Here is a 21,997-nt window from a genome sequence, read left to right as displayed (position 1 = left end):
GGCTTTTCGGCTCCCTGGCTCAACAAGGGCGATCGCCGGCCTTCGCGCGGGGCTGATCACTCCGCCTTCCCGTACGGGTGATCACTCCGCCTTCCCGTACGGGTGATCACTCCGCGTAGACCGGTGATGACACCACTGACACCAGGATGGCGCACCGGGCTCCGGCGCGCGGTTCCCGGCCCGGGCCGCGACATAGATCACAGACAGGCCGCACGCCTGCCACCTGCGGAAACGTCGTTTGACCTGGACAGAAGCACTTTCCGCGCGCTGTGCGGCCGACCGGACACCGACCGTAATGATGGCCCTTGCACCTATGGTCGCTTTTCGGGCCGCCCCGGTGACCGGGCGCGGCCCCGCCCTTGTCGTCGATCGAGAGCAGGCGAGCGAACCCTTGGCGAGCGCCACCCCCGCACTACGGAAGCCCGGTTCCTCCAGGTCCGCGGAGCCACCGAAGCCCTCGGGCCCCTCGGGCTCATCGGGGTCGTCCGGGTCCGCGGCGTCCGCGTACGGCCAGGGGGAGGTGACCGTCACCGACCCGGCGATGGTCAAGCGCGCGGTGAAGGCGGCGGCCCTCGGCAACGCGATGGAGTGGTTCGACTTCGGCGTCTACAGCTACATCGCCGTGACGCTGGGCAAGGTCTTCTTCCCCTCGGGCAACCCGACGGCGCAGCTGCTCTCCACCTTCGGCGCGTTCGCCGCGGCGTTCCTGATCCGGCCGCTCGGCGGCATGGTCTTCGGGCCGCTCGGCGACCGCGTGGGCCGCCAGAAGGTCCTCGCGGTCACCATGATCATGATGGCGGCGGGCACGTTCGCGATCGGCTTGATCCCCTCATACGCGACGATCGGCGTCTGGGCGCCGGTCCTGCTGCTCCTTGCCCGCCTGGTGCAGGGCTTCTCCACGGGCGGCGAGTACGCGGGTGCCTCCACGTTCATCGCCGAGTACGCGCCCGACAAGAAGCGCGGCTTCCTCGGCAGCTGGCTGGAGTTCGGCACGCTGGCGGGTTACATCGGCGGCGCGGGCCTGGTCACCCTGATGACGGCCCTGCTCTCGACCGACGCCCTCCTCTCCTGGGGCTGGCGCATCCCGTTCCTGATCGCGGGCCCGATGGGCCTGATCGGCCTCTACCTCCGGATGCGGCTGGAGGAGACCCCGGCGTTCGCCGCGCAGCTGGAGAAGGCCCACAAGGACGAGCAGTCCCGCGCGAAGGTCCGCCTGCGCGACATGGTCACGGGCCAGTGGAAGGCCCTGCTGCTCTGCATGGGCCTGGTCCTGGTCTTCAACGTCACGGACTACATGCTGCTGTCGTACATGCCGAGCTATCTGACGAGTGAGCTCAAGTACGACGAGACGCACGGGCTCCTGGTCATCCTGGGCGTGATGGCGCTGATGATGTGCGCCCAGCCGTTCATGGGCGCGCTCACGGACCGCGTCGGCCGCCGCCCGGTGATCGCGGCGGGCTGCGCGGGCTTCCTCCTGCTCTCCGTACCCGCCCTGCTCCTCATCCGCGAGGGCTCGCTGTGGGCGATCGGGCTCGGCCTCGGCGCGCTCGGCCTGCTCCTGGTCTGCTTCACGGCCTCGATGCCGTCGACCCTGCCGGCGCTCTTCCCGACCAAGGTCCGCTACGGCTCCCTCTCCATCGGCTTCAACATCTCCGTCTCGGTCTTCGGCGGTACGACACCGCTGGTCGTGACGGCGCTGATCGGCGCGACGGGCGACAAGATGATGCCCGCGTATTACATGATGGCGGCGGCGGTGGTGGGCGGCATCGCGGTCTGGTACATGACGGAATCGGCCCGCAGGCCACTGCCGGGCTCGCCTCCGGCGGTGTAGGGGCGGGGTCGCTTTCCGGGTGCGGGCCGGTGGGGGCGGATTCCCGGGTGGGGGAGTTGTGGATCGGGCCGTTGACGTCTATCGGTGCCGCTCCCACTCGGTCCGGGTGAGTTCGTACTCGACTTCACCGTGCTCGGAGCCCTCGATCGCCTCCGGCCAGTCCCCGGTGAAGTTCCGGACGAAGGACAGGCCCGATTTCTCCATCACGCGACGGGAGCGGGTGTTGACGGCCATGGTGTTCGCGGTGACCCGCTCGACCCCCAGTTCCGCGAACCCCTTGTGGACCAGGGCCCGTGATCCCTCGGTGGCATAGCCACGCCCCCATGCCGCCTGGTTCAACCGGTAGCCGAGTTCGACCACGGCGGGGCTGTGCTCCTCCAACGGCCGGAACTCGAACCAGCCCAGGAAGGTGCCGGTGGGCCTCTCCTGCGCGGCCCAGTAACCGCGGGTCCCCCAGCACGGGTAGTCGTGCAGGAGCCGCGGGAGAGTCCGTGTCTCGATGGCCTCCCGACTTGTGGGGCGGCCACCGTTGATGAAGCGCATGACCTCAGGGTCGCTGTCCAGGGCGAGCAGGTGGTCGATGTCGGCCGCCGTGAACGCGCGCAGGACGAGCCGGTCGGTCTCCAGGAAGTCGGGCATGCCGCGATCTTCGCCACGGGCGGGGCGGGCCTGCCACCGGTTTTCTGCCCGACGGCAGGCGGTGGTGTTCCTCGCTCCGTCCTGAACGGGAGGGGCTGCTTCCCGGGTGCGGGCCGGTGGGGCTGGTCGCGCAGTTCCCCGCGCCCCTAATCGGCACGTCCGCGCTGGGCGCTTCGGCCTGAACGGGGGGCAGCTTCTCTGGCTGCGACCCGGCGGGGGCTGATCGCGCAGTTCCCCGCGCCCCTAATCGGCACGTCCGCGCTGGGCGCTTCGGCCCGAACGGGGGGGGCGGCTTCTTTGGCTGCGACCCGGCGGGGGCTGATCGCGCAGTTCCCCGCGCCCCTAATCGGCACCTTCGACACCGCCCACGCCAGCGCCCCGTAAGGGGCGCGGGGAACGGCGCGAGCAACCACAACCGCCCCGCAGAAAAGCTGCCAGGGGCGCGAGATATAGGGGCGCGGGGAACTGCGCAAACACCCCACCGACCCGCAGCCAAGAAACGACCTCAGGCACGAGATAAGGGGCGCGGGGAACTGCGCAAAGCCGTCTGCCAAGACCCCGCCCCCGGCGTACACTCCTTAGCGAGACTAATTAAACCGTCGAAGGGAACGCCCCGCGTGAACCCGCAACAGTGGACCACCGTCGACGCCTACTTCACCGACCTCCTCGCCCCCGCCGACGAAGCCCTCGCCGCCACCCTCCGCGAGAGCGACACCGCCGGCCTGCCACAGATCAACGTCGCCCCCAACCAGGGCAAACTCCTCCACCTCCTCGCCCAGATCCAGGGCGCGCGCCGCATCCTGGAGATCGGCACCCTCGGCGGCTACAGCACCATCTGGCTGGCCCGCGCCCTGCCCGCCGACGGCCGGCTCGTCACCCTCGAATACAGCCCGGACCACGCGGACGTGGCCCGCGCCAACCTCGCCCGCGCCGGGTTCGACAAGATCGCCGAGGTCCGCGTCGGCCCCGCGCTCGACTCGCTCACGGAACTCGGCGCCGAGCACGCCGCGAACCCCGATCCCTTCGACTTCGTCTTCATCGACGCCGACAAGGCCAACAACGCGCACTACCTGGAGTGGTCGCTCAAGCTCACCCGGCCGGGCAGCCTGCTCGTCCTCGACAACGTCGTACGCGGCGGCGCCGTCGCCGACGGCTCCAACTCCGACCCCGCCGTGCGCGGCACCCGGGCCGCGCTGGAGCTCATGGCGGAGCACCCCAGGCTGAGCGCCACGGCCGTGCAGACGGTGGGCACGAAGGGGTACGACGGCTTCGCGCTGGCCCGCGTACTCACCTGACCCGTACCGACCCAGCCGAAGCCGCCCAACACGGCCCACGCCGCCCAGGACGGCTCAACCCTCGTGGAAATAGCCGACGTTCACGCTACGCGGCCCCGACCGGTCCTGGATGACGACCTCGCCGGAGCCGCCCCGGGCGAGCGGCGCCGACCCTCCGTACACGAGGGCCCGCGCCGTACCCCCGGAGACCACCCGGACCTCGGACGCCGGATCGGGGTTCGAGCCGCGCAGCCAGCGGACGGACCACGCGCCGTCGGACCCGCAGCGGAACTCCAGGTGGGTGCGGGAGACGAAGAGCCAGTCGTCGGGGGTCACGAGACGGCACACGTTCCGGTCGCGCCCGACGCACAGGACGGCGCCCGGCTCGCTCGGCGTCTCGGCCATGAGCATGCCCGCGGTCGCCCCCGCGCCCGTCTCCGCCCCGCTCACCGCGGCCATGGTCAGCTCCAGCACGTGGCAGCTCCTTCAACTCGCGCCGAGGCGAGCGTATTTGGTGTGTCGCGCGCTGCCGCATCCTAGGCGGCTCCCGGGCAGGGCGCACGCTCTCCTGCGACAATGTCCCCATGACGGAGCGCAAGCCACCTGGAGTCACCTTCGAGTCCTGGGTCGACAAGCAGATCCGCGAGGCCGAGGAGCGCGGGGAGTTCGCCGCCCTGCCCGGCAGCGGCAAGCCCCTGCCCGAGGGCCCCGATCCCACGTACGACGAGATGTGGTGGGTCAAACGGAAGATGGCCCGCGAGGGCCTCTCCTACCTCACCCCCACCCTCGCCCTGCGCAAGGAGGCCGAGGACACGCTCGTCGCGGCCGCCGACGCCCCGTCCGAGCGCGCGGCGCGCCGGATGGTGACGGAGCTCAACGAGAAGATCCGCGAGGCGCTGCGCACACCGCCGCCGGGCCCGCCGCTCGGCCTGGTCCCCTACGACGTGGACGAGGTGGCCCGCGACTGGCGGGAGCGCCACCCGTAGTCGACGCCGCTCCCGGCGGGTGACTGCCCTGGGGCGACGCCGCTCCTGGCGAACGACTGCCCTTGCCCGGCCGCTGTTTGGGGGCCTGATTCCGGGCAACTCGTTTCGAGGTACGGGTGCCGAGGCCCACCGGGCCTCGCGCCCGAGGCCGATCCCCGAGCGAGAAGGCACCCACTCATGTCCACAGTCCTGATCATCGCTCTGATCGTGGTCGTCGTCGCCGTCCTCGCCGTCGGCGCGGTCGCCGTGATGAACGGCAAGCGGGGCGCGGGCGGTACGCGCGGCCTCAAGCGCCGCTTCGGGCCCGAGTACGACCGCGCGGTCGCCCGGCACGACGGCGACACGAAAGCCGCGGAACGCGACCTCGGCGAGCGGGTGAAGCGGCACGGTGCGCTGCGCACGCGCCCGTTGCAGCCCGCCGCGCGCGAGCAGTACGCGGCCCGTTGGACCGTCGCCCAGGAGCGCTTCGTCGACTCCCCGCGCGAGGCCGTGGTCGAGGCCGACCGGCTGATCGCCGAGGTGGCAGGCGCCCGCGGCTTCCCGGACGCGGGGCACTACGAGGAGCAGGTCGACGCGCTCTCCGTGCACCACGCCCACCACGTCCACGGCTACCGCAAGGTGCACCGCGTGGCCCTCGGCACGACGGGCCCCGAGGAGGGCAGGACCGGCACCCTGGGCTCCACCCTCTCCGGCACCGACGCCGACGCCGCGACCGGCACCGAGGAGATGCGTGCCGCCATGATCGAGGCGCGGGCCCTCTTCGACGCCCTGGTCGCCGAGCAGCGGCACGACGCCGACGCCGCGCACACCGACCGGCACGACACCTCCAAGCGCTCGACCGGCATCACCCAGAAGGGAGTTCAGCATGGCTGAGCCGTCCGCCCCCTCCGCCCACACCTCCCCCTCCGCTCACACCTCCCCCGCCGAGCACTCCGTTCCCTCATCCCCCGCCGCGCACTCCTCCCCCTCCGCCGCCTCGGCCCTCTATCCACCGGACGCGCGCGACAAGTTGACGCTGCGCCTGCAGAACGCCGTCAACGGCTTCGTCGACAGTCCGCGCGCGGCCGTCGAGAGCGCCGACGGCGTCCTGGAGGAAGCAATCGCCGACCTGACGCACATGCTCACCGAGCGCCGCCGCACCCTGCGCACCTCCTGGGAGGCGCTCCCCGCCGAGGGCGCCCCCGGCGAGCCCCCGCCCCCCGGAGGCACCCCGGCCACCGCCGAGGCGGGCCCCACCGGCGACACGGAACAGCTCCGCCTCGCCCTGCGCGACTACCGCGAGACGGCGGAACGCCTGCTCCGCCTGTAGCCACCTGACAGGGCCTGTACGAAAGGCGCCGGGGCGCACACCGCCCCGGCGCCCCTGCATGTCCGGCCCGCCCGGCCCGTACGGCAGGCCCGTACGGCAGGATGGCCGCATGAGCATCGTGAAGATCAACGCCCTCACCGTCCCCGACGAGCAGCGCGAAGTCCTGGAGAAGCGTTTCGCGTCCCGCGCGGGTGCGGTGGAGAACTCCGACGGCTTCGAGTGGTTCGAGCTGCTCCGCCCCATCGAGGGCACCGACCAGTACCTCGTCTACACCCGCTGGCGCGACGAGGCGGCGTTCCAGGCCTGGATGGAGGGCCCGATGAAGGCGGCCCACCAGGGCGGCAACGCGAGCGGCGACCGCCCGAAGCCGGCCGCGAGCGGCTCCTCGGTGTGGTCCTTCGAGGTCGTCCAGCAGGCGGCACCCAAGGGCGCATAACTCTCACGCCGAGTCGCAGCCTGTCGCCCCGTCCAGCATGGCCGCCCCCGGCATCACGCGTGCCCTCCACCCCCTGGGTGCGAGGGCACGCTCCGTGACGCACCTCCCAGCGTGGCTCACGCCGCGGTGTGCCTGACGACGGCGGCAGTCACCGCGGCGACCATCGAAACGTTGTTCGTCGCGGCGGGTCCTGCCTCTCACCACTGCACTCAACCACTGCGGCGGCGCTGACCTACCTCTCGAAGATGTGGACCAGAACAACGCGGCCGGTGTGGGGCGAGGTCCCCCTGAGGCGAGCCAGTCAGCCGGACTCAGAAACCGTTTTGAGTCGATGGCGGCCCGCGAGGCCGACGAGCCGCCGCACCCGTGACGACTCCAGCCAACTAGCCCGCCGGCGACAGACCTTGAGGTATCGGCAGCCAGAAGCCGTGCATCCGCCTCGGCCGGCATCCGCGCCCCCGGGCAGGCCGCCCGTCCTATCGTCTGGACCGAACGCATTCCGGCGAAGGAGAAGTGGGTCCATGTCCCGAGCACGTCTGCCCGCGGCCGCCGCCGCGGTGGCTCTGGTGGCCTGTCTGCCGGGCTGTTCGTCGGCGTCCGGCGCCGTCGAGGGCTGTATGGGGAAGCAGGCGGTCGGTGTGACCTCTGGCGAACTCGTCGGCACCTACCGGGGCGAGGGTGACGCGGAGGGTGTGACGCTCACCCTGAGGGCGTCGAAGGCGTCGGGGAGTGAGCCGGGTGGCGGCCAGGTCAGCGTGCGCGACTGGCCGACCGGTGACTGGTACCGGAGCGAGCTCGGCGAGGCCTTCGACGGGTCCGGCACCTGGTCCGTGGTGCAGGGCGGCACCTCCGCCACCGAGTTCGCCCACCTGTCCGTCTCCTTCACCGCACCGGAGCGGTTCCTGAACGGGGACACCCTCGACTCCCTGTCGATCGCCACGAGCGGCGGACGCACCTATCTTTACGCGGAGGACGACCCGGACGTCTGCCCCGCTTTCCGGTTGCTGCGGTAGGGCAGCTTGCCCCGGGCGGGCGCGTTCACGGGCGGTAGCCCCCTGCGCAAGCGGCAATTCGGTTGCCCGCACACCGGCCCGCGCGATCAGATGGCGGCATGCATGATGCCGCCGTCGATGCCGTCCGAGGGCCGTCCCAGGTCGTGTCCGGTCCCGACCTCCCGTCCAGCCCCGACGCGACCGCTCCCGCCTGGACCGTCCGTCCCGAGCCGTTCGACTCGGCCGTCGCCGCCGCGCTCTGGCGTCCGTACTACACCGAGGTCAGCGACCGCTGGTACCAGCTGCACGAGGGGCGCGACACCGACCCCGAGGAGCTGGAGCGCGAGATCGCGGCGGAGACCGGGGCCGATCTCGCCCCGCCCGGTGGGGTGTTGCTGGTCGCACGGTACGGGGGCGAGCCCGTCGGTACGGCGGGGGTACGGCTGCTCGACACCGACATCGGCACCCACATCGGCACCGGCACCCGCACCGCCGAGCTCAAGCGGGTCTTCGTACGGGCGGACATGCGTGGCAAGGGCGGGGCTCCGCGTCTCCTCGCCGCCGCCGAGGACGCGGCCCGCGCGCTCGGTGCGGGGCGGATCGTGCTCGACACCCGTACCGATCTGGTGGAGGCCCGCGCGCTCTACACCCGGCACGGCTACGCGGAGATCGAGCCGTACGCCGAGCGGCAGTACGCCGAGCATTGGTACGGCAAGCAGCTCTGAGCACCGCATGCACGGCACCACATGCACGATGGTGTGCGAGCACGATGGTGTTCGCGCATGATCGTGTGCGCGCATGATCGTGCGCGCTCAGGCCGCCCGCACCGGCCGCACCGCCGTCGCTCCATCACGCGGCCGCTCCGACTCCGAACCGCACAGCTCCGCGCTGAGCTCCCCGACCAGCTGGACCAGGTCGGTCGGGCGGTCGGGGCCCCACCAGTCGCCGAGCAGCTCCGACAGGGACTCCTCGCGGGCCGCGGCGAGTTTGCCGGCGACCTCGCGGCCGTACTCGGTCAGCACCATCTCCAGGCCCGTGCGCCGGGCGAGGCGGCGCTCCTCGACCTGGCGCGCGGCCGCCGTCACGACGGTCAGCGGCACCGTGGTGCGCTCCGCGAGCACGCCGGGCTCCACGGAGCCGTGCCGGGCGATGCGCAGGAGCAGCCAGCTGGATGCGGGCAGCAGGTCGTAGCCGGCCCGCTCCGTGATCCGCTCGTAGATCTCGCGCCGGCCCTCGCGCGTCCCGAGCACCGAGAGCGCCCGCGCGCACTCGTCGTACGACGAGCGTTCCACCGGGTTGCTGGCCAGCGTCTGCGTGGTGTCGGGCGCCGTCACCGAGACGCGCAGCTTGTCCTCGCGCAGGAACCAGGCGAGGACGAAGGCGGCGAGGGCGACCGGCGTGGCGTAGAGGAAGACGTCGGTGATCGACGACGCGTACGCGTGCAGGGCGCTGGGGCGCAGGTCGGTGGGGAGGCGGGAGATGCCGCGCGGGTCGGCCTCCAGCGTGCCCACGCTCAGGCCCGGCGGCAGCTGCCGTCCGGCGAGGGCGTCGGTGAGTTTGTCGCCGAGCCGGTTGGTGAAGACGGTGCCGAAGACCGCGACGCCGAAGGAGGCGCCGATGGAGCGGAAGAAGGTCGCGCCCGAGGTGGCGACGCCCAGGTCCTCGTAGCTCACCGCGTTCTGCACGATGAGGACGAGCACCTGCATGACCAGGCCGAGGCCCAGGCCGAAGACGAAGAAGTACGCGCTCATCTCCCAGGTGCCGCTGTGCTCGTCCAGCTGGTGCAGCAGGAGCAGTCCGAGCGCGGTGACGGCCGTGCCCGTCACGGGGAAGACCTTCCACCGTCCGGTGCGGCTGACGATCTGCCCGGACGCCGTGGTGGACAGGAGCATGCCGGCCACCATCGGCAGCATGTGCACGCCCGACATGGTCGGGGTGACCCCCTGCACGACCTGCAGGAACGTCGGCAGATACGTCATCGCCCCGAACATCGCGAAGCCCACGATGAAGCTGATGACCGCGGAGAGGGCGAAGGTGCGGATCCGGAAGAGTTTCAGCGGGAGCACCGGCTCCGCGGCCTTGCGTTCCACCGCCACGAACGCGACGGCGAGGAGCACGCCGAGCACCGCGAGCCCGATGATCTGCGGCGATCCCCAGGCCCACGTGGTGCCGCCGAGCGAGGCGACCAGGACCAGGCAGGTGGCGACGGACGCGATGAGGAAGGTGCCGAGGTAGTCGATGGTGTGCCGGGTGTCGCGCACCGGGATGTGCAGCGTGGTGATGATGACCAGCAGGGCGATCGCGCCGATGGGCAGGTTCACGTAGAAGACCCAGCGCCAGCTGAGATGCTCGGTGAAGAGCCCGCCGAGCAGCGGACCGAGGACGCTGGTCGCGCCGAAGACCGCGCCGAACAGGCCCTGGTACTTGCCGCGTTCGCGCGGGGAGACGAGGTCTCCGACGATCGCCATGGACAGCACCATGAGTCCGCCGCCGCCGAGTCCCTGCAGCGCGCGGAAGCCGATGAGCTGCGGCATGTTCTGCGCCATGCCGCACAGCGCGGAGCCGGCCAGGAAGATCACGATCGCGGTGAGGAACAGCTTCTTGCGGCCGTACTGGTCGCCGAGTTTGCCCCAGAGCGGGGTCGCGGCCGTGGCGGCCAGCATGTACGCGGTGACGACCCAGGACAGGTGGTCCATGCCGCCGAGATCGCTGACGATCGTCGGCAGCGCGGTGGAGACGATGGTCTGGTCGAGGGCGGCGAGCAGCATGCCGAGCAGGAGGGCGCCGATGGATACGAGCACGCCGCCCGGGGGGTGACCGTTGCCGCCGGGTCCTGATCCCGGCCCCGGTCCCGCGCCCGCGTGCGCGTCTTGGGAGGGGCCGGATCGCGGCTCCGCGTCCGGGGCCGGCGTGGGCTCGGGCTCCGGTGCGGCCGGGTGGGCGCCGACGTCATGCGTCATGGACACCTCCTGGAGGTTCCGTTCCCGTCCCTCTCCATCCTGGGCCGTGTCTCCGGTTATGGCCTGTTGAAGCGGGGGTCTGCATAATCGCTGGAGCTCATGGGGCGGGCGGGACATCGGAGGGAGGGACGGCCGGTGGCCGGAGAAAACGAACGAGACGCAGGTCGGGAGAGCGAGCGGGCGCGGGAGGACGGGCGGGCGCGGGAGGACGGGCGGGCGCGGGAGGACGGGCGGGGGCGGGAGGACAGGCGGGGGCGAGGGCGGTTACGGTCCGCATCGCGGTCCCGTGCCAACCCCGACCACGACGGTGACCACGACCGCGAGCCAGACCAGGACCGGAGCCGCCACCCGGACCGGGACCGCGACGGTGACCGGGACCCCGCCCGTACCCGGGACCGGGACCGCGACCCAGACCACCACCCGGACCGTGACCCCACCCGCGCCCGGGACCGGGGCCGCGACCGGGACCCCGCCCGCGGCCGGGAGGACCGCGGCCGCGACGACCGTACGCGCGCGCAGGCCCGCGCCCAGCTGCGGTCCGCCGAGACCGCCGCCGCCGAGGACTTCGATCCGCTGCGGATACGGCCCTACGTTTCGCTGCCCGACCCCGAGACCTCGGCGGCCTCGTCACCGGACCCGACCGGGGCCGCGCCCCCACCGCCCCCGCTCCGTCGAAGACCCCTCCCCGCTCCGGACGCGGAGCCCGCACGGCAGCCGTACGACGACGGCATCGGCCTCGACCTCCCCGACCCCGACCCCGAGGCCCACGCAAGACCCGGCGAACACCCCGAACCCGCCCGAAGACGCCGCGCGGCCGGCCTGCTGCTCGCCGGAGCGGGCGTTGTCGCCGCCATGACCGCCGCCACCGTCTTCGCGGTCGGCCTGCTCTCCTCGGCCACCGACGGGCCGACCCGGGACCGGGCCCTCCCGGGCGACCCCGCGTCGGCGTACGCGGACCCGACGAAGCCCGCGCCGCCCTCGGCGAAGGCGTCCGACTCCCCCGCCCACTCGCCGTCCGCGCCACCGAGCCCGACGTCGTCCTCCTCGACGGCCGTGCGTTCGGCGCCCCGTTCGCCGTCGTCGCCGCCACCGTCGACGGCGCGTGCCACCGGGTCGGTGGGTCCGCGTACGCCGTCGTCGTCACCGTCCTCGCGCCGGGCACCCGGCACGACGCTGCGTCCGGGCGACAAGGGACCTCAGGTCGAGGAACTGCAGGGCAGACTGGCCCAGTTGTACCTGTACGTCGGCGAGCGGGACGGCTCGTACACCTCCGAGGTCACCGCGGCGGTCCTCCGCTACCAGTGGGCGCGCGGCCTCAGGGACGACACCCCGGGCTCGTACGGGCGACAGACGCGCCGCAGCCTGGAGGCGGAGACGACGGAACCCTGACGTTCCGGCACCCCAGTGCGCCACGGGACCTCAGTACGCCACGCACCTCAGTACGCGACCTACCTCAAAACGCCAGAACCTCAGAACGCCAGAACCTCAGAACCTCAGAACGTCAGAGTCTCAGAACGTCAGGCGGATCGTCCCGTCCCCCGCGTCGGCGACCCGCACCCGCGAAAGATCCTCGACGTGCACGGTGGGGCCGAACTCCGCGGCCCGGGGGCCGACGCCCACGACCCGCATGCCGGCCGCCTGACCTGCCCGTATGCCCGCCTCGGAGTCCTCGAAGACCACGCAGTCCGCGGGGTCGACGCCGAGCGCGGCGGCGCCCTTGAGGAACCCCTCGGGGTCCGGCTTGCTGGCGCCCACGCTCTCCGCGGTCACCCGTACGTCCGGCAGCGCGAGCCCGGCCGCGGCCATCCGGCCGGAGGAGAGAGGCACGTCGGCGGAGGTCACCAGCGCGTGCGGCAGGCCGAGGTCGGCAAGGGCGGCCAGGAACGCGGGCGCGCCCGGCACCGGCACGACGCCCTCCATGTCGGCGGTCTCCGCGGCGAGCATCTCGCGGTTCTCCGCGTGGTTCTCGGCCATCGGCCGGTCCGGCAGCAGTACGGCCATCGAGGCGTAGCCCTGCCGGCCGTGGACGACCTTGATGACCTCGTCGAAGTCGAGCCCGTGCCGGTCGGCCCAGCGCCGCCAGCAGCGCTCGACGACGGCGTCGGAGTTGACGAGGGTGCCGTCCATGTCGAGGAGAAGGGCCCCGGCGGTCAGAACGGGTGCGACGGGGTCGGCGGTCGTGGCCGTCATCGGGGCTCCAGTGCGCGGCGGCGGAAGATCAAGGCGACCCCGCCCGCCGGTCAGGGAGTACGGGCGGAGCCACTTTGTTCCTGCACGGTACAAAACGCGGGCGGCAAAAGCCAACGCCGCAGGTCAGACCGGCCAAGTAGCGCAAAAGGGACCGCACGAGTCCGCCCGCACCCCGCCCCTTTAGCCACCCATTACCGCTGAGCACTCGTCACCGCCGAGCCACCCGCCACCGCCGAGCCACCCGCGATCGCCACCGTCAGGCGATCGCCTCATACAGGCTCCACACGCCGAGCCCCAGCATCAGCAGGGCCGCGATCTTCGTGATGAGCGCCAGCGGCACCCGCTTCATCAGCGCCTTTCCGCCGACGATGCCGAGGCCGGCGACCGCCCACAGGGCCAGCACCGCACCGAGGCCGACGGAGAGCGGGTCGTCGTAGCGGGCGGCCAGGTTGGCGGTCATGATCTGGGTCAGATCGCCGAACTCGGCGATCAGGATGAGCATGAAGCCCGCCCCGGAGACCTTCCAGAAGCTCTGGTCGGACGGCTGCCTGACCTCTTCCTCGTCGTCGCCGCCCTTGAGCAGGAGCACCGCGGCGCCGGCCAGGAACAGCACGCCGGTCAGCGCCTGCACCAGTTGCTGGGGCAGCAGGGTCAGGACGCTGCCCGCCGCCACGGCGAGCACCACATGGACGGCGAAGGCGGCCGCCACTCCGGCGAAGACGTACGAGGCGCGGTAGCGCGTACCCAGGACGAGCCCGGCGAGCGCCGTCTTGTCGGGCAGTTCGGCCAGGAAGACGACGCCGAAGACGAGCGCCGTCACGCTGATGCTGATCAAGGTTCCTCAATCGGTCGGGGCCGCCCCACCGAGAGTGTTCCACCGCTTCGCGTACGACACCTCGGCACGGCAGCGCGAACGGACGCACACGGATGTACGCCTCCGGACGCACGCGGACGCGCGCGCCGGGCACTGCTTTGCCGAAGGTCTCGCTGGCCTGCCCCCATGGGGCCTGCCTCCGGGCGCCGGCTCAGACGAGCTGAGCAGTATGTCGACGGTCCGGCGAAGAGCTACTCCCCTTCTGCGCGGTCCATGGTACGCGACCTCCGGCCTCCCCCGGCCAGGGCCTTTCGGCCCACCGAGCCCTGCGGACGTGGCGCGTCGAAGTGATCCAGGTCACCCGAACGCCAACCGCCGTGCCACGCCCTCCACCTGACGGGGCACCAGGAACGGGCACGGCAAGACGTCGGAACCATTGAATTCCGCACCTGTTTGACGCGACCCTGTCACCAGCTGCACATCCACCGGACACCCCGACCCGCAACCATGACCGCCCCACCGGTCAACTTCCCCCCACATCAAGGGAGTTCACATGTCCGCCCTCTACGCGCGTCGACACACCCACCCCACGTCCCACCCCGCACCCCGGTCCACGTCCCGCCCCGCCTTCCGGCGTCCCGCCTTCGCCGCAGCGGCCGTCGCCCTGGCCTCCGCCACCGCCCTCCTCACCGGCTCCCCCGCCCAGGCCGCTCCCCCGGCCCCGGTCAGCGCCGCCACGGCCCGCACCTACCTCGGCGAGCTCACCGTCAAGACCGAGGGTTCCTCCGACGGCTACAGCCGCGACAAGTTCCCGCACTGGAGCACCCAGTCCGGCGCCTGCAACACCCGTGAGGTCGTGCTCAAGCGCGACGGCACCGGCGTCGAGCAGGACTCCAGCTGCGCCGCCACCTCCGGCACCTGGAAGTCCGCCTACGACGGCGCCACCTGGACCGTCGCCTCCGACCTGGACATCGACCACGTCGTGCCGCTCTCCGAGGCCTGGAAGTCCGGGGCGAGCAGCTGGACCACCGCGCAGCGCGAGGGCTTCGCCAACGACCTGACCCGGCCCCAGCTGATCGCCGTCACCGACAACGTGAACCAGGCCAAGGGCGACCAGGACCCGGCGGAGTGGCTGCCGCCGTCCGCCTCGTACCACTGCTACTACGCCCGGATGTGGGTGGACGTGAAGCACCACTACAAGCTCAACGTGAACACCGAGGAGAAGAGCGCGCTGTCCTCGATCCTCAACGGCTGCTGATCGCGGCGGGGCGCCTGACCCGTAAGGCCCCTAAGACCCCTAAGGCCCGTAAGGCCCGTAAGGGGGGACCTGACCCGTAAGGGACTCCCGGGGAAATGCTGGAACCGCCCCGGCCTCCTCCGTCGTTCCGTACCCTACGGGGCGACGGAGGAAGGGTGATCATCTGTGGCACGGCTGCGCCTGGGTCCACTGCTGAGGTACGTCGAGGGGTCGACGGCGACCGTCTGGGTCGAGACCGACCGGCCCTGCACCGCCGAGGTGCGGTGCGCGGACGGCGCGCGCGGCACCGCGCGGACCTTCCAGGTCGCGGGCCACCACTACGCACTCGTCCCGGTCACCGGGCTGACCCCCGGCACGGCGACGGCGTACGAGGTGTGGCTCGGCGAGAGCGCGCGGGCCGCCGTCTGGCCGCCACCGGACTCGCCGTTCCCGCCCAGCACCATCCGTACGCCCGCACACGGCGGGGAAGAGGCGCTGCGCGTCACCTTCGGCTCCTGCCGCTGGGCCGCGCCGCCCTCCGACGAGGCCGACCCCGTGGGCCCGGACGCCCTGGACACCCTCGCCGCCCGCATCGCCGCCGCCCCGGACACCGAGCGCCCGGACGTGCTGGTGCTCCTGGGCGACCAGGTGTACGCGGACCAGACCTCCAAGGCCACCCAGCGCTGGATCGCGTCCCGCCGCGACCTCTCCGAGCCCCCGGGCGCCCAGGTCGCGGACTACGAGGAGTACACCCACCTCTACTACGAATCCTGGCTCGACCCGGAGGTCCGCTGGCTCCTGTCGACCGTCCCCAGCTGCATGATCTTCGATGATCACGACGTGATCGACGATTGGAACACCAGTGCGTCCTGGGTCGCCGAGATGCGGGCCACCCCGTGGTGGCGCGAGCGGATACTCAGCGGCCTGACGTCGTACTGGGTGTACCAGCACATCGGCAATCTGCCGCCCGACGAGCTGGCGCGCGACGAGGTCTACGCCGCCGTCACCGGGGCGCCGGACGGCACGGACGCGCTGCGGGCCTTCGCCGCGTCCTCCGACGCGGACGCGGCCGCCGCCCGCTGGAGCTACCGGCGGGACTTCGGGCGGGTGCGCCTGCTGATGGTCGACACCCGGGCGGCGCGCGTCCTGGCGGAGGACCGGCGCGCCATCCTCGACGCCGAGGAGGCCCGCTGGCTGCGCGAGCAGGCCCTCGCGGATCCGGGCGGGTACGACCACCTCCTCATCGGCACCTCGCTGCCCTGGCTCCTGCCCCACCTCATCCACGACGCAGAGGGGTGGAACGCCGCGCTCTGCCGCGGAGAGCGCGGCGCCCGGTGGTCCCGGTTCGGCGAAGATCTGCGCCGGCGCTCGGACCTGGAGCACTGGGCGGCCTTCCCCGCCTCCTTCGAGGCGCTCACCTCACTGATCGCGGAGGCGGGCGCGGGTCCGCGGGCCCCCGCGACGGTGTGCGTGCTCTCCGGCGACGTCCACCACGCCTATGTCGCCGAGCCGAGCTGGCCTATGAGCGGCGAGGGGCCCGACGCCCGGGTGTTCCAGCTGACCTGTTCGCCCGTCCACAACTCCATTCCCGCCTCGATCAAGTTCGGCTTCCGGTTCGGCTGGAGCCGGGCGGGGCGGGCCCTCGGCCGGCGGTTCGCGCGGCACGGCGGGGTGTCGCACGCGGGCATCGCCTGGCGCCGGACGGGAGGCCCGTGGTTCGGCAACCAGCTCATGACGCTGACGCTGCACGGCCGTTCGGCCACGCTCCGGCTCGATCAGGCGCGGGCGGTGCGGAGCCAGGGCGTACGCCTGGAGACGGCGGAGGCGCGGGAACTCGCGTGAGAGGTAGCGGGGATCAAGGAGCGGGAGCGGTGACGGGGAGCAAGGGGCGGGGAGCAAGGGGCTAGGGCCCGGTGGGTCCCCGGACACCCCCCGGGACATTCCCCGCTCCGGTCGGTGCCGGGCCGCGGAATTGAATCTTCCGCCCGGGGTACGCCTTCGGGGATCTCGACGGCATGATGTTGCGGACCGTCTGGTTCCAGCGTTCTCTATGCCCCGGGAGTCACGCTTTTGTCTGCCCCTGTACCCGCGTCCCACCCGCCGGCGCCGTCCCGGCCCGCCCCGGACGCGCCCGCGATCGCCCTGGTCGGGGCGGGTCCTCGCGGCACCAGCGTGCTCGAACGGCTCTGCGCGTCCGCCGTCGAACTCATCCCGGCAGGGACATCCCTGACGGTCCATGTCGTCGACCCCTCGCCGCCGGGCGCGGGCCGCGTCTGGCGGACGGGGCAGCCCGCCGAGCTCCTGATGAACACGGTCGCCTGCCAGGTGACCCTCTTCACGGACGCGAGCGTCGACTGTTCCGGCCCGATACGCCCGGGTCCGAGCCTGCACGAGTGGGCCGCCGCCGGGCACGCCCCCGGGCTCGGACCCGACGACTATCCGACCCGCGCCTGCTACGGCCGCTACCTGGAGTGGGTCTTCGCCGAAGCGGTGCGCCGCGCTCCCGGCACGGTGCGCGTCCGGGTCCACGCGGCGCGCGCCCTGCGGCTCGACGAGACGGCCGACGGGCTGCAGACCCTCGTACTCGACAACGGCCTCGAACTGCCGTCGCTCGCGGCGGTCGTGCTCGCGCAGGGCCATCTGCCGACCGCCCCCGACGAGGGGCAGCGGGGCCTGGCGGACCACGCGGCGCGGCACGGCCTGCGCCACTTCCCGCCGGCCAATCCCGCCGACCTGGACCTGTCCGTCGTCGCCCCCGGCGAACCCGTACTGCTGCGCGGCCTCGGCCTCACCTTCTTCGACCACATGGCGCTGCTGACCGACGGCCGCGGCGGCCGGTACCTGCGGGAGCCCGGGGGCGGCCTGCGCTACGAGCCCTCGGGGCGGGAGCCGCGCCTGTACGCGGGGTCGCGGCGCGGCGTCCCGTACCAGGCGCGCGGCGACAACGCGAAGGGCCCGTACGGGCGGCACGAGCCGGCCGTCCTCACCGGTGACGTCGTGGCCCGCTTCCGCAAGCGGGCGGACAGCGGTGACGCCCCCGACTTCCTCGCCGAGATATGGCCGTTGATCGCGAAGGAGGTGGAGACGGTCTACTACGGGGCGCTGTTGCAGGGCCGGGGCGGGCGCGAGGGTCGGGACGGGGGTCGATACGCGGGCCGGTACGCGGGCCGTGACTTCCGGGAGCGGTTTCTCGCCACCGACCACCGCAGTCCCCAAGAGGCCGTCGTCCTGGGCGAGTTCGGGATCGGCGAAGCCGACCGCTGGTGCTGGGACCGGCTCTCCCGGCCGCACCCGGACCAGCCCTTCACCTCGCCGGACGCCCACCGCGCCTGGCTGCTCGGCCGGCTGCGCGAGGACGCCGCGCAGGCCGCGCTCGGCAATGTCGCGGGCCCGCTGAAGGCCGCGCTCGACGTCCTGCGCGACCTGCGCAACGAACTCCGCGGGATCGTCGACCACGGCGGCCTGTCCGGCGTCTCGCGCCGCGACCACCTCGACCGCTGGTACACGCCGCTGAACGCCTTCCTCTCCATCGGCCCGCCGCGCCGCCGCATCGAGGAGATGACGGCGCTGATCGAGGCCGGCGTCCTGGAGGTGGTCGGACCGCGCCTGACCGTGCGGACCGAGGACGGCGCGTTCCTCGCGCACTCCCCCGATGTGCCGGACTCCGCTGTGCGGGTGAGCACGCTGATCGAGGCGCGGCTGCCCGAGCCTGACGTGCGCCGCACCGCGGACGCGCTGCTCGGAGGGCTGCTGGCGGAGGGCGCGTGCCGCCCCCACCGGGTCGACGGCTACGAAACCGGAGGCGTCGACGTGACGCCGCGCCCGTACCGCCTGATCGACCGTCAGGGTCACGCGCACGCACGGAGGTTCGCGTTCGGCGTGCCCACGGAAGGGGTGCACTGGGTGACCGCGGCCGGCGCCAGGCCCGGGGTCGACTCGGTCACGCTCTCGGACGCGGACGCGGTGGCGCGGGCCGTGCTGCGGACCGCGACGGGGGCCATCCGGCCGCTCCCCGAGCCTCCCCCGGCCCCGGACCGGAGCCGAAGCGGAATCTTCGGATGACCGAATGTTGAACTTGCAAGCACTAATTAGGTTCCCCTAATCTTGGGCCTCCGCTCGGTTACCGTCCCCCGACCGAAGGAGTCCCCCACCATGACTGGACGTCTCAACAGCGCCCAGCCCTACGCCCTCGGGCTGTTCCGCATAGTGATCGGCCTGCTCTTCGCCTGCCACGGCGCCGCCTCGCTCTTCGGCGTCCTCGGCGGCGCGTCGGGCACCGGCGGCACGATCGAGGCCGGCACCTGGCCCGGCTGGTACGCGGCCGCCATCCAGCTCGTCGGCGGCGCCCTGGTCCTGCTGGGCCTCGGCACACGCGCCGCCGCGTTCGTCTCGTCCGGCTCGATGGCCTACGCCTACTTCAAGGTCCACCAGCCGGAGGCCCTGTGGCCCATGCAGAACGGCGGCGAGGCCGCGGCGATCTTCTGCTGGGCGATGCTGCTCATCGTCTTCACCGGGCCCGGCGCGTTCGGCCTGGACCGGTTCTTCGCCTCGCGGGGCGCGAGCGGGGCCGGTGGCGCGGATGGTCGCGGTGGCGGTGACAGTGACGGTGGCGGCAAGGGTGCCGACGCCGAGCGCGCGCCGGTCGTGGCCTGACCGGCCTACAGGCTGAGGGCGCCCCCTTCCTCGTACGTACGGCGGATTCGTACGTACGAGGGAGGGGGCGCCGTCGCGTATGAGAGCGGCCTAATCGCCCTCCCGTGCCTCGCCCCGGGGCTCGAACGGCACCGTGAAGCAGGCGGCCCGGTCGCCCGCGCCGCCCGGCGCGTCGTGCAGGACCACGGAGCGGGCCTCGCCCGGCCGGAATCCCCAGCGGTGCCGCGCCCTCGCCTCGCCTGAACCGTCCGGGCCGGCGGTGAAGTCCAGCCACACCTCGTTGTGCGGATTGACGTAGTCCGGGTCCTTCGACGGCTGCACCGGGTCGACGCGGTGCTGGTAGTGGCCACCGGCGTCCTCGGGTGCGGCGCCGCACGGCTTCTGGTGGACGTGGACGCCGTACGCGTGGCCGGGTTTCAGGCCGTTGACCCGCAGGGTGACGGTGGTCGTGGTCGCCACCTTGGCTCCGCCGGATCGCCCCGCTTCGGATCGCTCGGGGCGGGGTGGGCCGGTCTGGGTGACCTGGATCCAGGAGCCCGCGGGGACGAGGTCCATGTCGTACGTGACCGCGGCCGAGGGGACGAAGGCGGTCGGCGGTGCGAAGCGCGCCTCGACCCGCATGCGTGCGGGCCCCGGTCCCGGGCCCGGTCCCGGCCCCGCGCCGTCGATCGGGGTGCCGCCCGCGGCCAGGACCGCCGCCGCGACGGCACCGGCCGCCATACCTGCCGCCGTTCCTGCCACCATTGCCTGCTCCGTCCTTCGTGTCACTGACACGTGAGTTGGGTACTGACTCGCTCGTACTGGCTTGCTCGTACTGGCTTGCTCGTACTGGCTTGCTCGTACTGGCTTGCTCGTACTGGCTCGTGGCGCGCCAGACCCCTTGTTCGTACGGGACTTCGGGGCCGTACGCCTCATCGGGGGAGGCAGCCGGGTGAACGTGACGTAGGGAACATCCGTGCCCCCAATGGATCTCCCGCCGCACGCGCGGCGTACGCTGTACAGCTGTCATCAGGCCGCCCCTGCCGTACTCCGCGACACATCAGCGGCAACGCGCTGCCGACCGGGGAGTAACGGGGAGTTACGGTGCTTGAGCTTGTGGGGGCGTTGACGGGGAGTCCGTGGATCTACGCGGTCGTCGCCCTGTCCGTCCTGTTCGACGTGTTCGTGCCGGTGCTGCCGAGCGGCGTCATCGTGATCATGTCGGCGACGGCCGCGGCCGCGGCGGGAACGGGGACGGGCCACGTGCCGCGCGCGGTCCCCGACATCCTGGTCCTGACCCTGTGCGCGGCCACGGCGTCCGTCCTCGGCGACATGGTCGCCTACCGCCTCGCGTGGAGCGGCGGCGAACGCCTCGACCGCGCGATCGCCCGTTCCCGCCGCCTGACCAGCGCGCAGGAACGACTCGGCACGGCGCTGGCGAAGGGCGGCGGCATCCTCGTCGTCATCGCCCGCTTCGCCCCCGCGGGCCGCTCGATCGTCTCGCTCGGCGCGGGCGCGGCCCACCGCAAGGTCCGCGAGTTCCTCCCGTGGTCGGCCCTGGCGGGCGTGGCATGGGCGGGCTACAGCGTGGCCCTGGGCTACTTCGGCGGCCAGTGGCTGGGCGCGACGTGGCTGGCCACGGGCGTCTCCCTGCTGGCGCTGTTCGCGGCGGGTGCGGGGGCGGCGTTCTTGGTACGGAGGCCTGCGGCGGGCTGAGGGGGGGCCTGCGGGGGCCTGCGGCCGGCTGGGCGGGGGGTTACGGCGGGGTCGAGCGGGTGCCTACGGCGGCCGAGTCGGAGTGGCCCCGCGCCTGCGGCGGGCTGGGCGGGTGCAGCCTCCCGCGCCTGCGGGCGGGTTGAGCGGGTGCAGGCCCGGCACCCGTGGCGGGGCCGGGCGGGCACCTGTGGCGGGGCCGCGCAGGGCCCCGCGCCCGCGGCGAGCCGAGCGGGGCTTGTCGGGCGCTGGCAGCGGGATGAGCGGGCGCGAGTCAGCGCGTAGGGCGGGTGAGCGGGTTCGGGCCCGGCGCCTGCGTTGTGCTGGGCGGGCGTGAGTCGGGCGCTTGCGGCAGGCCGAGGAGCTTGGGGCTCTCGGGCGCCCGGCGCCCGAGGGCGCTCGGCACAGCTCCGGCGAAGGGCGGCGGCATCCTCGTCGTCATCGCCAGCTTCGTGCCCGCGCACCCGAAGGCGTTCGTAGACGCGCGCGGGCGGTCAGCGCCCGAGGGTGTTCGTAGCGGCGTGGCCTGACTCTTGCGTTGCCGGGGGGGGCGGCCGTAGCTGCCGACCGGTTATACCTGGTGGGCTGGCCCCAGCAGCCGGTCGACCAGCGACCCCGGCCTCCCCGGCAATAGTGGCAGCCCCGGCGGTCCCGGCAACTCCGGCGACCCCAGCCGCGCCAGCGGCCCCCGCGGCCCCGGCGGTCAGTCCTACGACGCCGCCTTGGCCCCGCGTACTTCGAGTCCCGCGAGGAGTTCCGCGGTGGCCTCGGCCACGGCCTCCACCGCGTGGTCGAACACCTCGCGGTTGTGCGCGGCCGGGGCGCGGAAGCCGGACACCTTGCGTACGTACTGCAGCGCGGCGGCCCGGATCTCCTCTTCGGTGGCGTCCTCGGGGATGGCGGGCGGACGGAGCGTCTTGATGCTTCGGCACATGCCTCCAGCGTCCCACCGCAGGCCCCGCTCCGGCGAGACGCCCACCCCCT

Annotated in this window: 21 protein-coding genes; 14 read left to right on the top strand and 7 right to left on the bottom strand. The window is 72.7% G+C overall.

What is annotated here, in order from left to right; all coding sequences use genetic code 11:
- Nucleotides 1-313: 313 nt before the first annotated feature.
- Nucleotides 314-1,831, top strand: a complete 1,518-nt coding sequence (proP, locus tag ACZ6CV_RS01700; protein ID WP_469248780.1) for a glycine betaine/L-proline transporter ProP — start codon at nucleotides 314-316, stop codon at nucleotides 1,829-1,831.
- Between the two features lie 78 nt (nucleotides 1,832-1,909).
- Here proP and ACZ6CV_RS01695 read toward each other — a convergent pair whose 3' ends face one another.
- Nucleotides 1,910-2,470, bottom strand: coding sequence for a GNAT family N-acetyltransferase (locus ACZ6CV_RS01695; protein ID WP_469248778.1), 561 nt, complete (start codon nucleotides 2,468-2,470; stop codon nucleotides 1,910-1,912).
- 617 nt (nucleotides 2,471-3,087) lie between these two features.
- Between ACZ6CV_RS01695 and ACZ6CV_RS01690 the strand changes: the two genes are divergently transcribed.
- Nucleotides 3,088-3,765 (top strand): O-methyltransferase, encoded by a 678-nt coding sequence (locus tag ACZ6CV_RS01690; RefSeq protein WP_469248776.1) that lies wholly within the window; start codon nucleotides 3,088-3,090, stop codon nucleotides 3,763-3,765.
- A gap of 54 nt (nucleotides 3,766-3,819) precedes the next feature.
- Here the strand turns inward: ACZ6CV_RS01690 and ACZ6CV_RS01685 are convergent, their stop codons facing one another.
- A complete protein-coding gene (locus ACZ6CV_RS01685; protein ID WP_469248774.1) occupies nucleotides 3,820-4,218 on the bottom strand; it encodes an FHA domain-containing protein in 399 nt (132 codons plus the stop codon).
- 110 nt (nucleotides 4,219-4,328) lie between these two features.
- Between ACZ6CV_RS01685 and ACZ6CV_RS01680 the strand changes: the two genes are divergently transcribed.
- The 6 genes from ACZ6CV_RS01680 (at nucleotide 4,329) to ACZ6CV_RS01655 (ending at nucleotide 8,192) form a co-directional block, all read left to right on the top strand.
- Nucleotides 4,329-4,730, top strand: a complete 402-nt coding sequence (locus tag ACZ6CV_RS01680; RefSeq protein ID WP_469248772.1) for a DnaJ family domain-containing protein — start codon at nucleotides 4,329-4,331, stop codon at nucleotides 4,728-4,730.
- A gap of 177 nt (nucleotides 4,731-4,907) precedes the next feature.
- Nucleotides 4,908-5,603 carry a hypothetical protein gene (locus ACZ6CV_RS01675; RefSeq protein WP_469248770.1) on the top strand — a complete coding sequence of 232 codons (696 nt, stop codon included), beginning with the start codon at nucleotides 4,908-4,910 and terminating at the stop codon, nucleotides 5,601-5,603.
- Entirely contained in the window at nucleotides 5,596-6,039 is a 444-nt protein-coding gene (locus ACZ6CV_RS01670) for a hypothetical protein (protein ID WP_469248768.1), read from the top strand. The genes ACZ6CV_RS01675 and ACZ6CV_RS01670 overlap by 8 nt, the downstream gene beginning before the upstream one ends.
- Before the next feature lie 109 nt (nucleotides 6,040-6,148).
- On the top strand, nucleotides 6,149-6,475 hold the full coding sequence (locus ACZ6CV_RS01665) for an antibiotic biosynthesis monooxygenase family protein (RefSeq protein ID WP_362367575.1): 327 nt from the start codon (nucleotides 6,149-6,151) through the stop codon (nucleotides 6,473-6,475).
- 521 nt (nucleotides 6,476-6,996) lie between these two features.
- Nucleotides 6,997-7,488, top strand: a complete 492-nt coding sequence (locus tag ACZ6CV_RS01660) for a hypothetical protein (RefSeq protein WP_469248766.1) — start codon at nucleotides 6,997-6,999, stop codon at nucleotides 7,486-7,488.
- 98 nt (nucleotides 7,489-7,586) lie between these two features.
- Nucleotides 7,587-8,192 (top strand): GNAT family N-acetyltransferase, encoded by a 606-nt coding sequence (locus ACZ6CV_RS01655; RefSeq protein ID WP_469248764.1) that lies wholly within the window; start codon nucleotides 7,587-7,589, stop codon nucleotides 8,190-8,192.
- 87 nt (nucleotides 8,193-8,279) lie between these two features.
- On the opposite strand, the gene ACZ6CV_RS01650 is transcribed toward ACZ6CV_RS01655, so the two are convergent.
- A complete protein-coding gene (locus ACZ6CV_RS01650) occupies nucleotides 8,280-10,427 on the bottom strand; it encodes a DHA2 family efflux MFS transporter permease subunit (RefSeq protein WP_469248762.1) in 2,148 nt (715 codons plus the stop codon).
- 135 nt (nucleotides 10,428-10,562) lie between these two features.
- Here ACZ6CV_RS01650 and ACZ6CV_RS01645 point away from each other — a divergent pair, with 135 nt between their 5' ends.
- A complete protein-coding gene (locus ACZ6CV_RS01645; protein ID WP_469248760.1) occupies nucleotides 10,563-11,816 on the top strand; it encodes a peptidoglycan-binding domain-containing protein in 1,254 nt (417 codons plus the stop codon).
- A 120-nt stretch (nucleotides 11,817-11,936) separates the two neighbouring features.
- Here the strand turns inward: ACZ6CV_RS01645 and ACZ6CV_RS01640 are convergent, their stop codons facing one another.
- Entirely contained in the window at nucleotides 11,937-12,617 is a 681-nt protein-coding gene (locus ACZ6CV_RS01640) for an HAD family hydrolase (RefSeq protein ID WP_469248758.1), read from the bottom strand.
- A gap of 256 nt (nucleotides 12,618-12,873) precedes the next feature.
- Nucleotides 12,874-13,452, bottom strand: coding sequence for a TMEM165/GDT1 family protein (locus tag ACZ6CV_RS01635; RefSeq protein WP_469248756.1), 579 nt, complete (start codon nucleotides 13,450-13,452; stop codon nucleotides 12,874-12,876).
- Between the two features lie 532 nt (nucleotides 13,453-13,984).
- Here ACZ6CV_RS01635 and ACZ6CV_RS01630 point away from each other — a divergent pair.
- The 4 genes from ACZ6CV_RS01630 to ACZ6CV_RS01615 all read left to right on the top strand — a co-directional run bounded on the left by ACZ6CV_RS01630 (nucleotide 13,985) and on the right by ACZ6CV_RS01615 (nucleotide 19,321).
- Nucleotides 13,985-14,689 carry an HNH endonuclease family protein gene (locus tag ACZ6CV_RS01630; protein WP_469248754.1) on the top strand — a complete coding sequence of 235 codons (705 nt, stop codon included), beginning with the start codon at nucleotides 13,985-13,987 and terminating at the stop codon, nucleotides 14,687-14,689.
- 165 nt (nucleotides 14,690-14,854) lie between these two features.
- Entirely contained in the window at nucleotides 14,855-16,510 is a 1,656-nt protein-coding gene (locus tag ACZ6CV_RS01625; protein WP_469248752.1) for an alkaline phosphatase D family protein, read from the top strand.
- Nucleotides 16,511-16,738: 228 nt separating this feature from the next.
- The gene (locus tag ACZ6CV_RS01620) at nucleotides 16,739-18,730 is read left to right on the top strand and encodes an FAD/NAD(P)-binding protein (RefSeq protein WP_469248750.1); all 1,992 of its coding nucleotides are present in this window, start codon (nucleotides 16,739-16,741) and stop codon (nucleotides 18,728-18,730) included.
- Nucleotides 18,731-18,820: 90 nt separating this feature from the next.
- On the top strand, nucleotides 18,821-19,321 hold the full coding sequence (locus ACZ6CV_RS01615; RefSeq protein ID WP_469248748.1) for a DoxX family protein: 501 nt from the start codon (nucleotides 18,821-18,823) through the stop codon (nucleotides 19,319-19,321).
- Between the two features lie 90 nt (nucleotides 19,322-19,411).
- Here ACZ6CV_RS01615 and ACZ6CV_RS01610 read toward each other — a convergent pair whose 3' ends face one another.
- On the bottom strand, nucleotides 19,412-20,041 hold the full coding sequence (locus ACZ6CV_RS01610) for a superoxide dismutase family protein (RefSeq protein ID WP_469249589.1): 630 nt from the start codon (nucleotides 20,039-20,041) through the stop codon (nucleotides 19,412-19,414).
- A gap of 363 nt (nucleotides 20,042-20,404) precedes the next feature.
- On the opposite strand from ACZ6CV_RS01610, the gene ACZ6CV_RS01605 reads away from it, so the two are divergent.
- On the top strand, nucleotides 20,405-21,016 hold the full coding sequence (locus tag ACZ6CV_RS01605) for a DedA family protein (protein ID WP_469248746.1): 612 nt from the start codon (nucleotides 20,405-20,407) through the stop codon (nucleotides 21,014-21,016).
- A gap of 706 nt (nucleotides 21,017-21,722) precedes the next feature.
- Here ACZ6CV_RS01605 and ACZ6CV_RS01600 read toward each other — a convergent pair.
- The gene (locus ACZ6CV_RS01600; RefSeq protein WP_469248744.1) at nucleotides 21,723-21,947 is read right to left on the bottom strand and encodes a DUF2277 domain-containing protein; all 225 of its coding nucleotides are present in this window, start codon (nucleotides 21,945-21,947) and stop codon (nucleotides 21,723-21,725) included.
- Nucleotides 21,948-21,997 lie beyond the last annotated feature (50 nt).

It is taken from the genome of Streptomyces sp. NPDC041713 (assembly GCF_055591085.1).
Note: the sequence above shows the minus strand (reverse complement) of the source record. Positions and strands in the feature narration are given on the sequence as shown.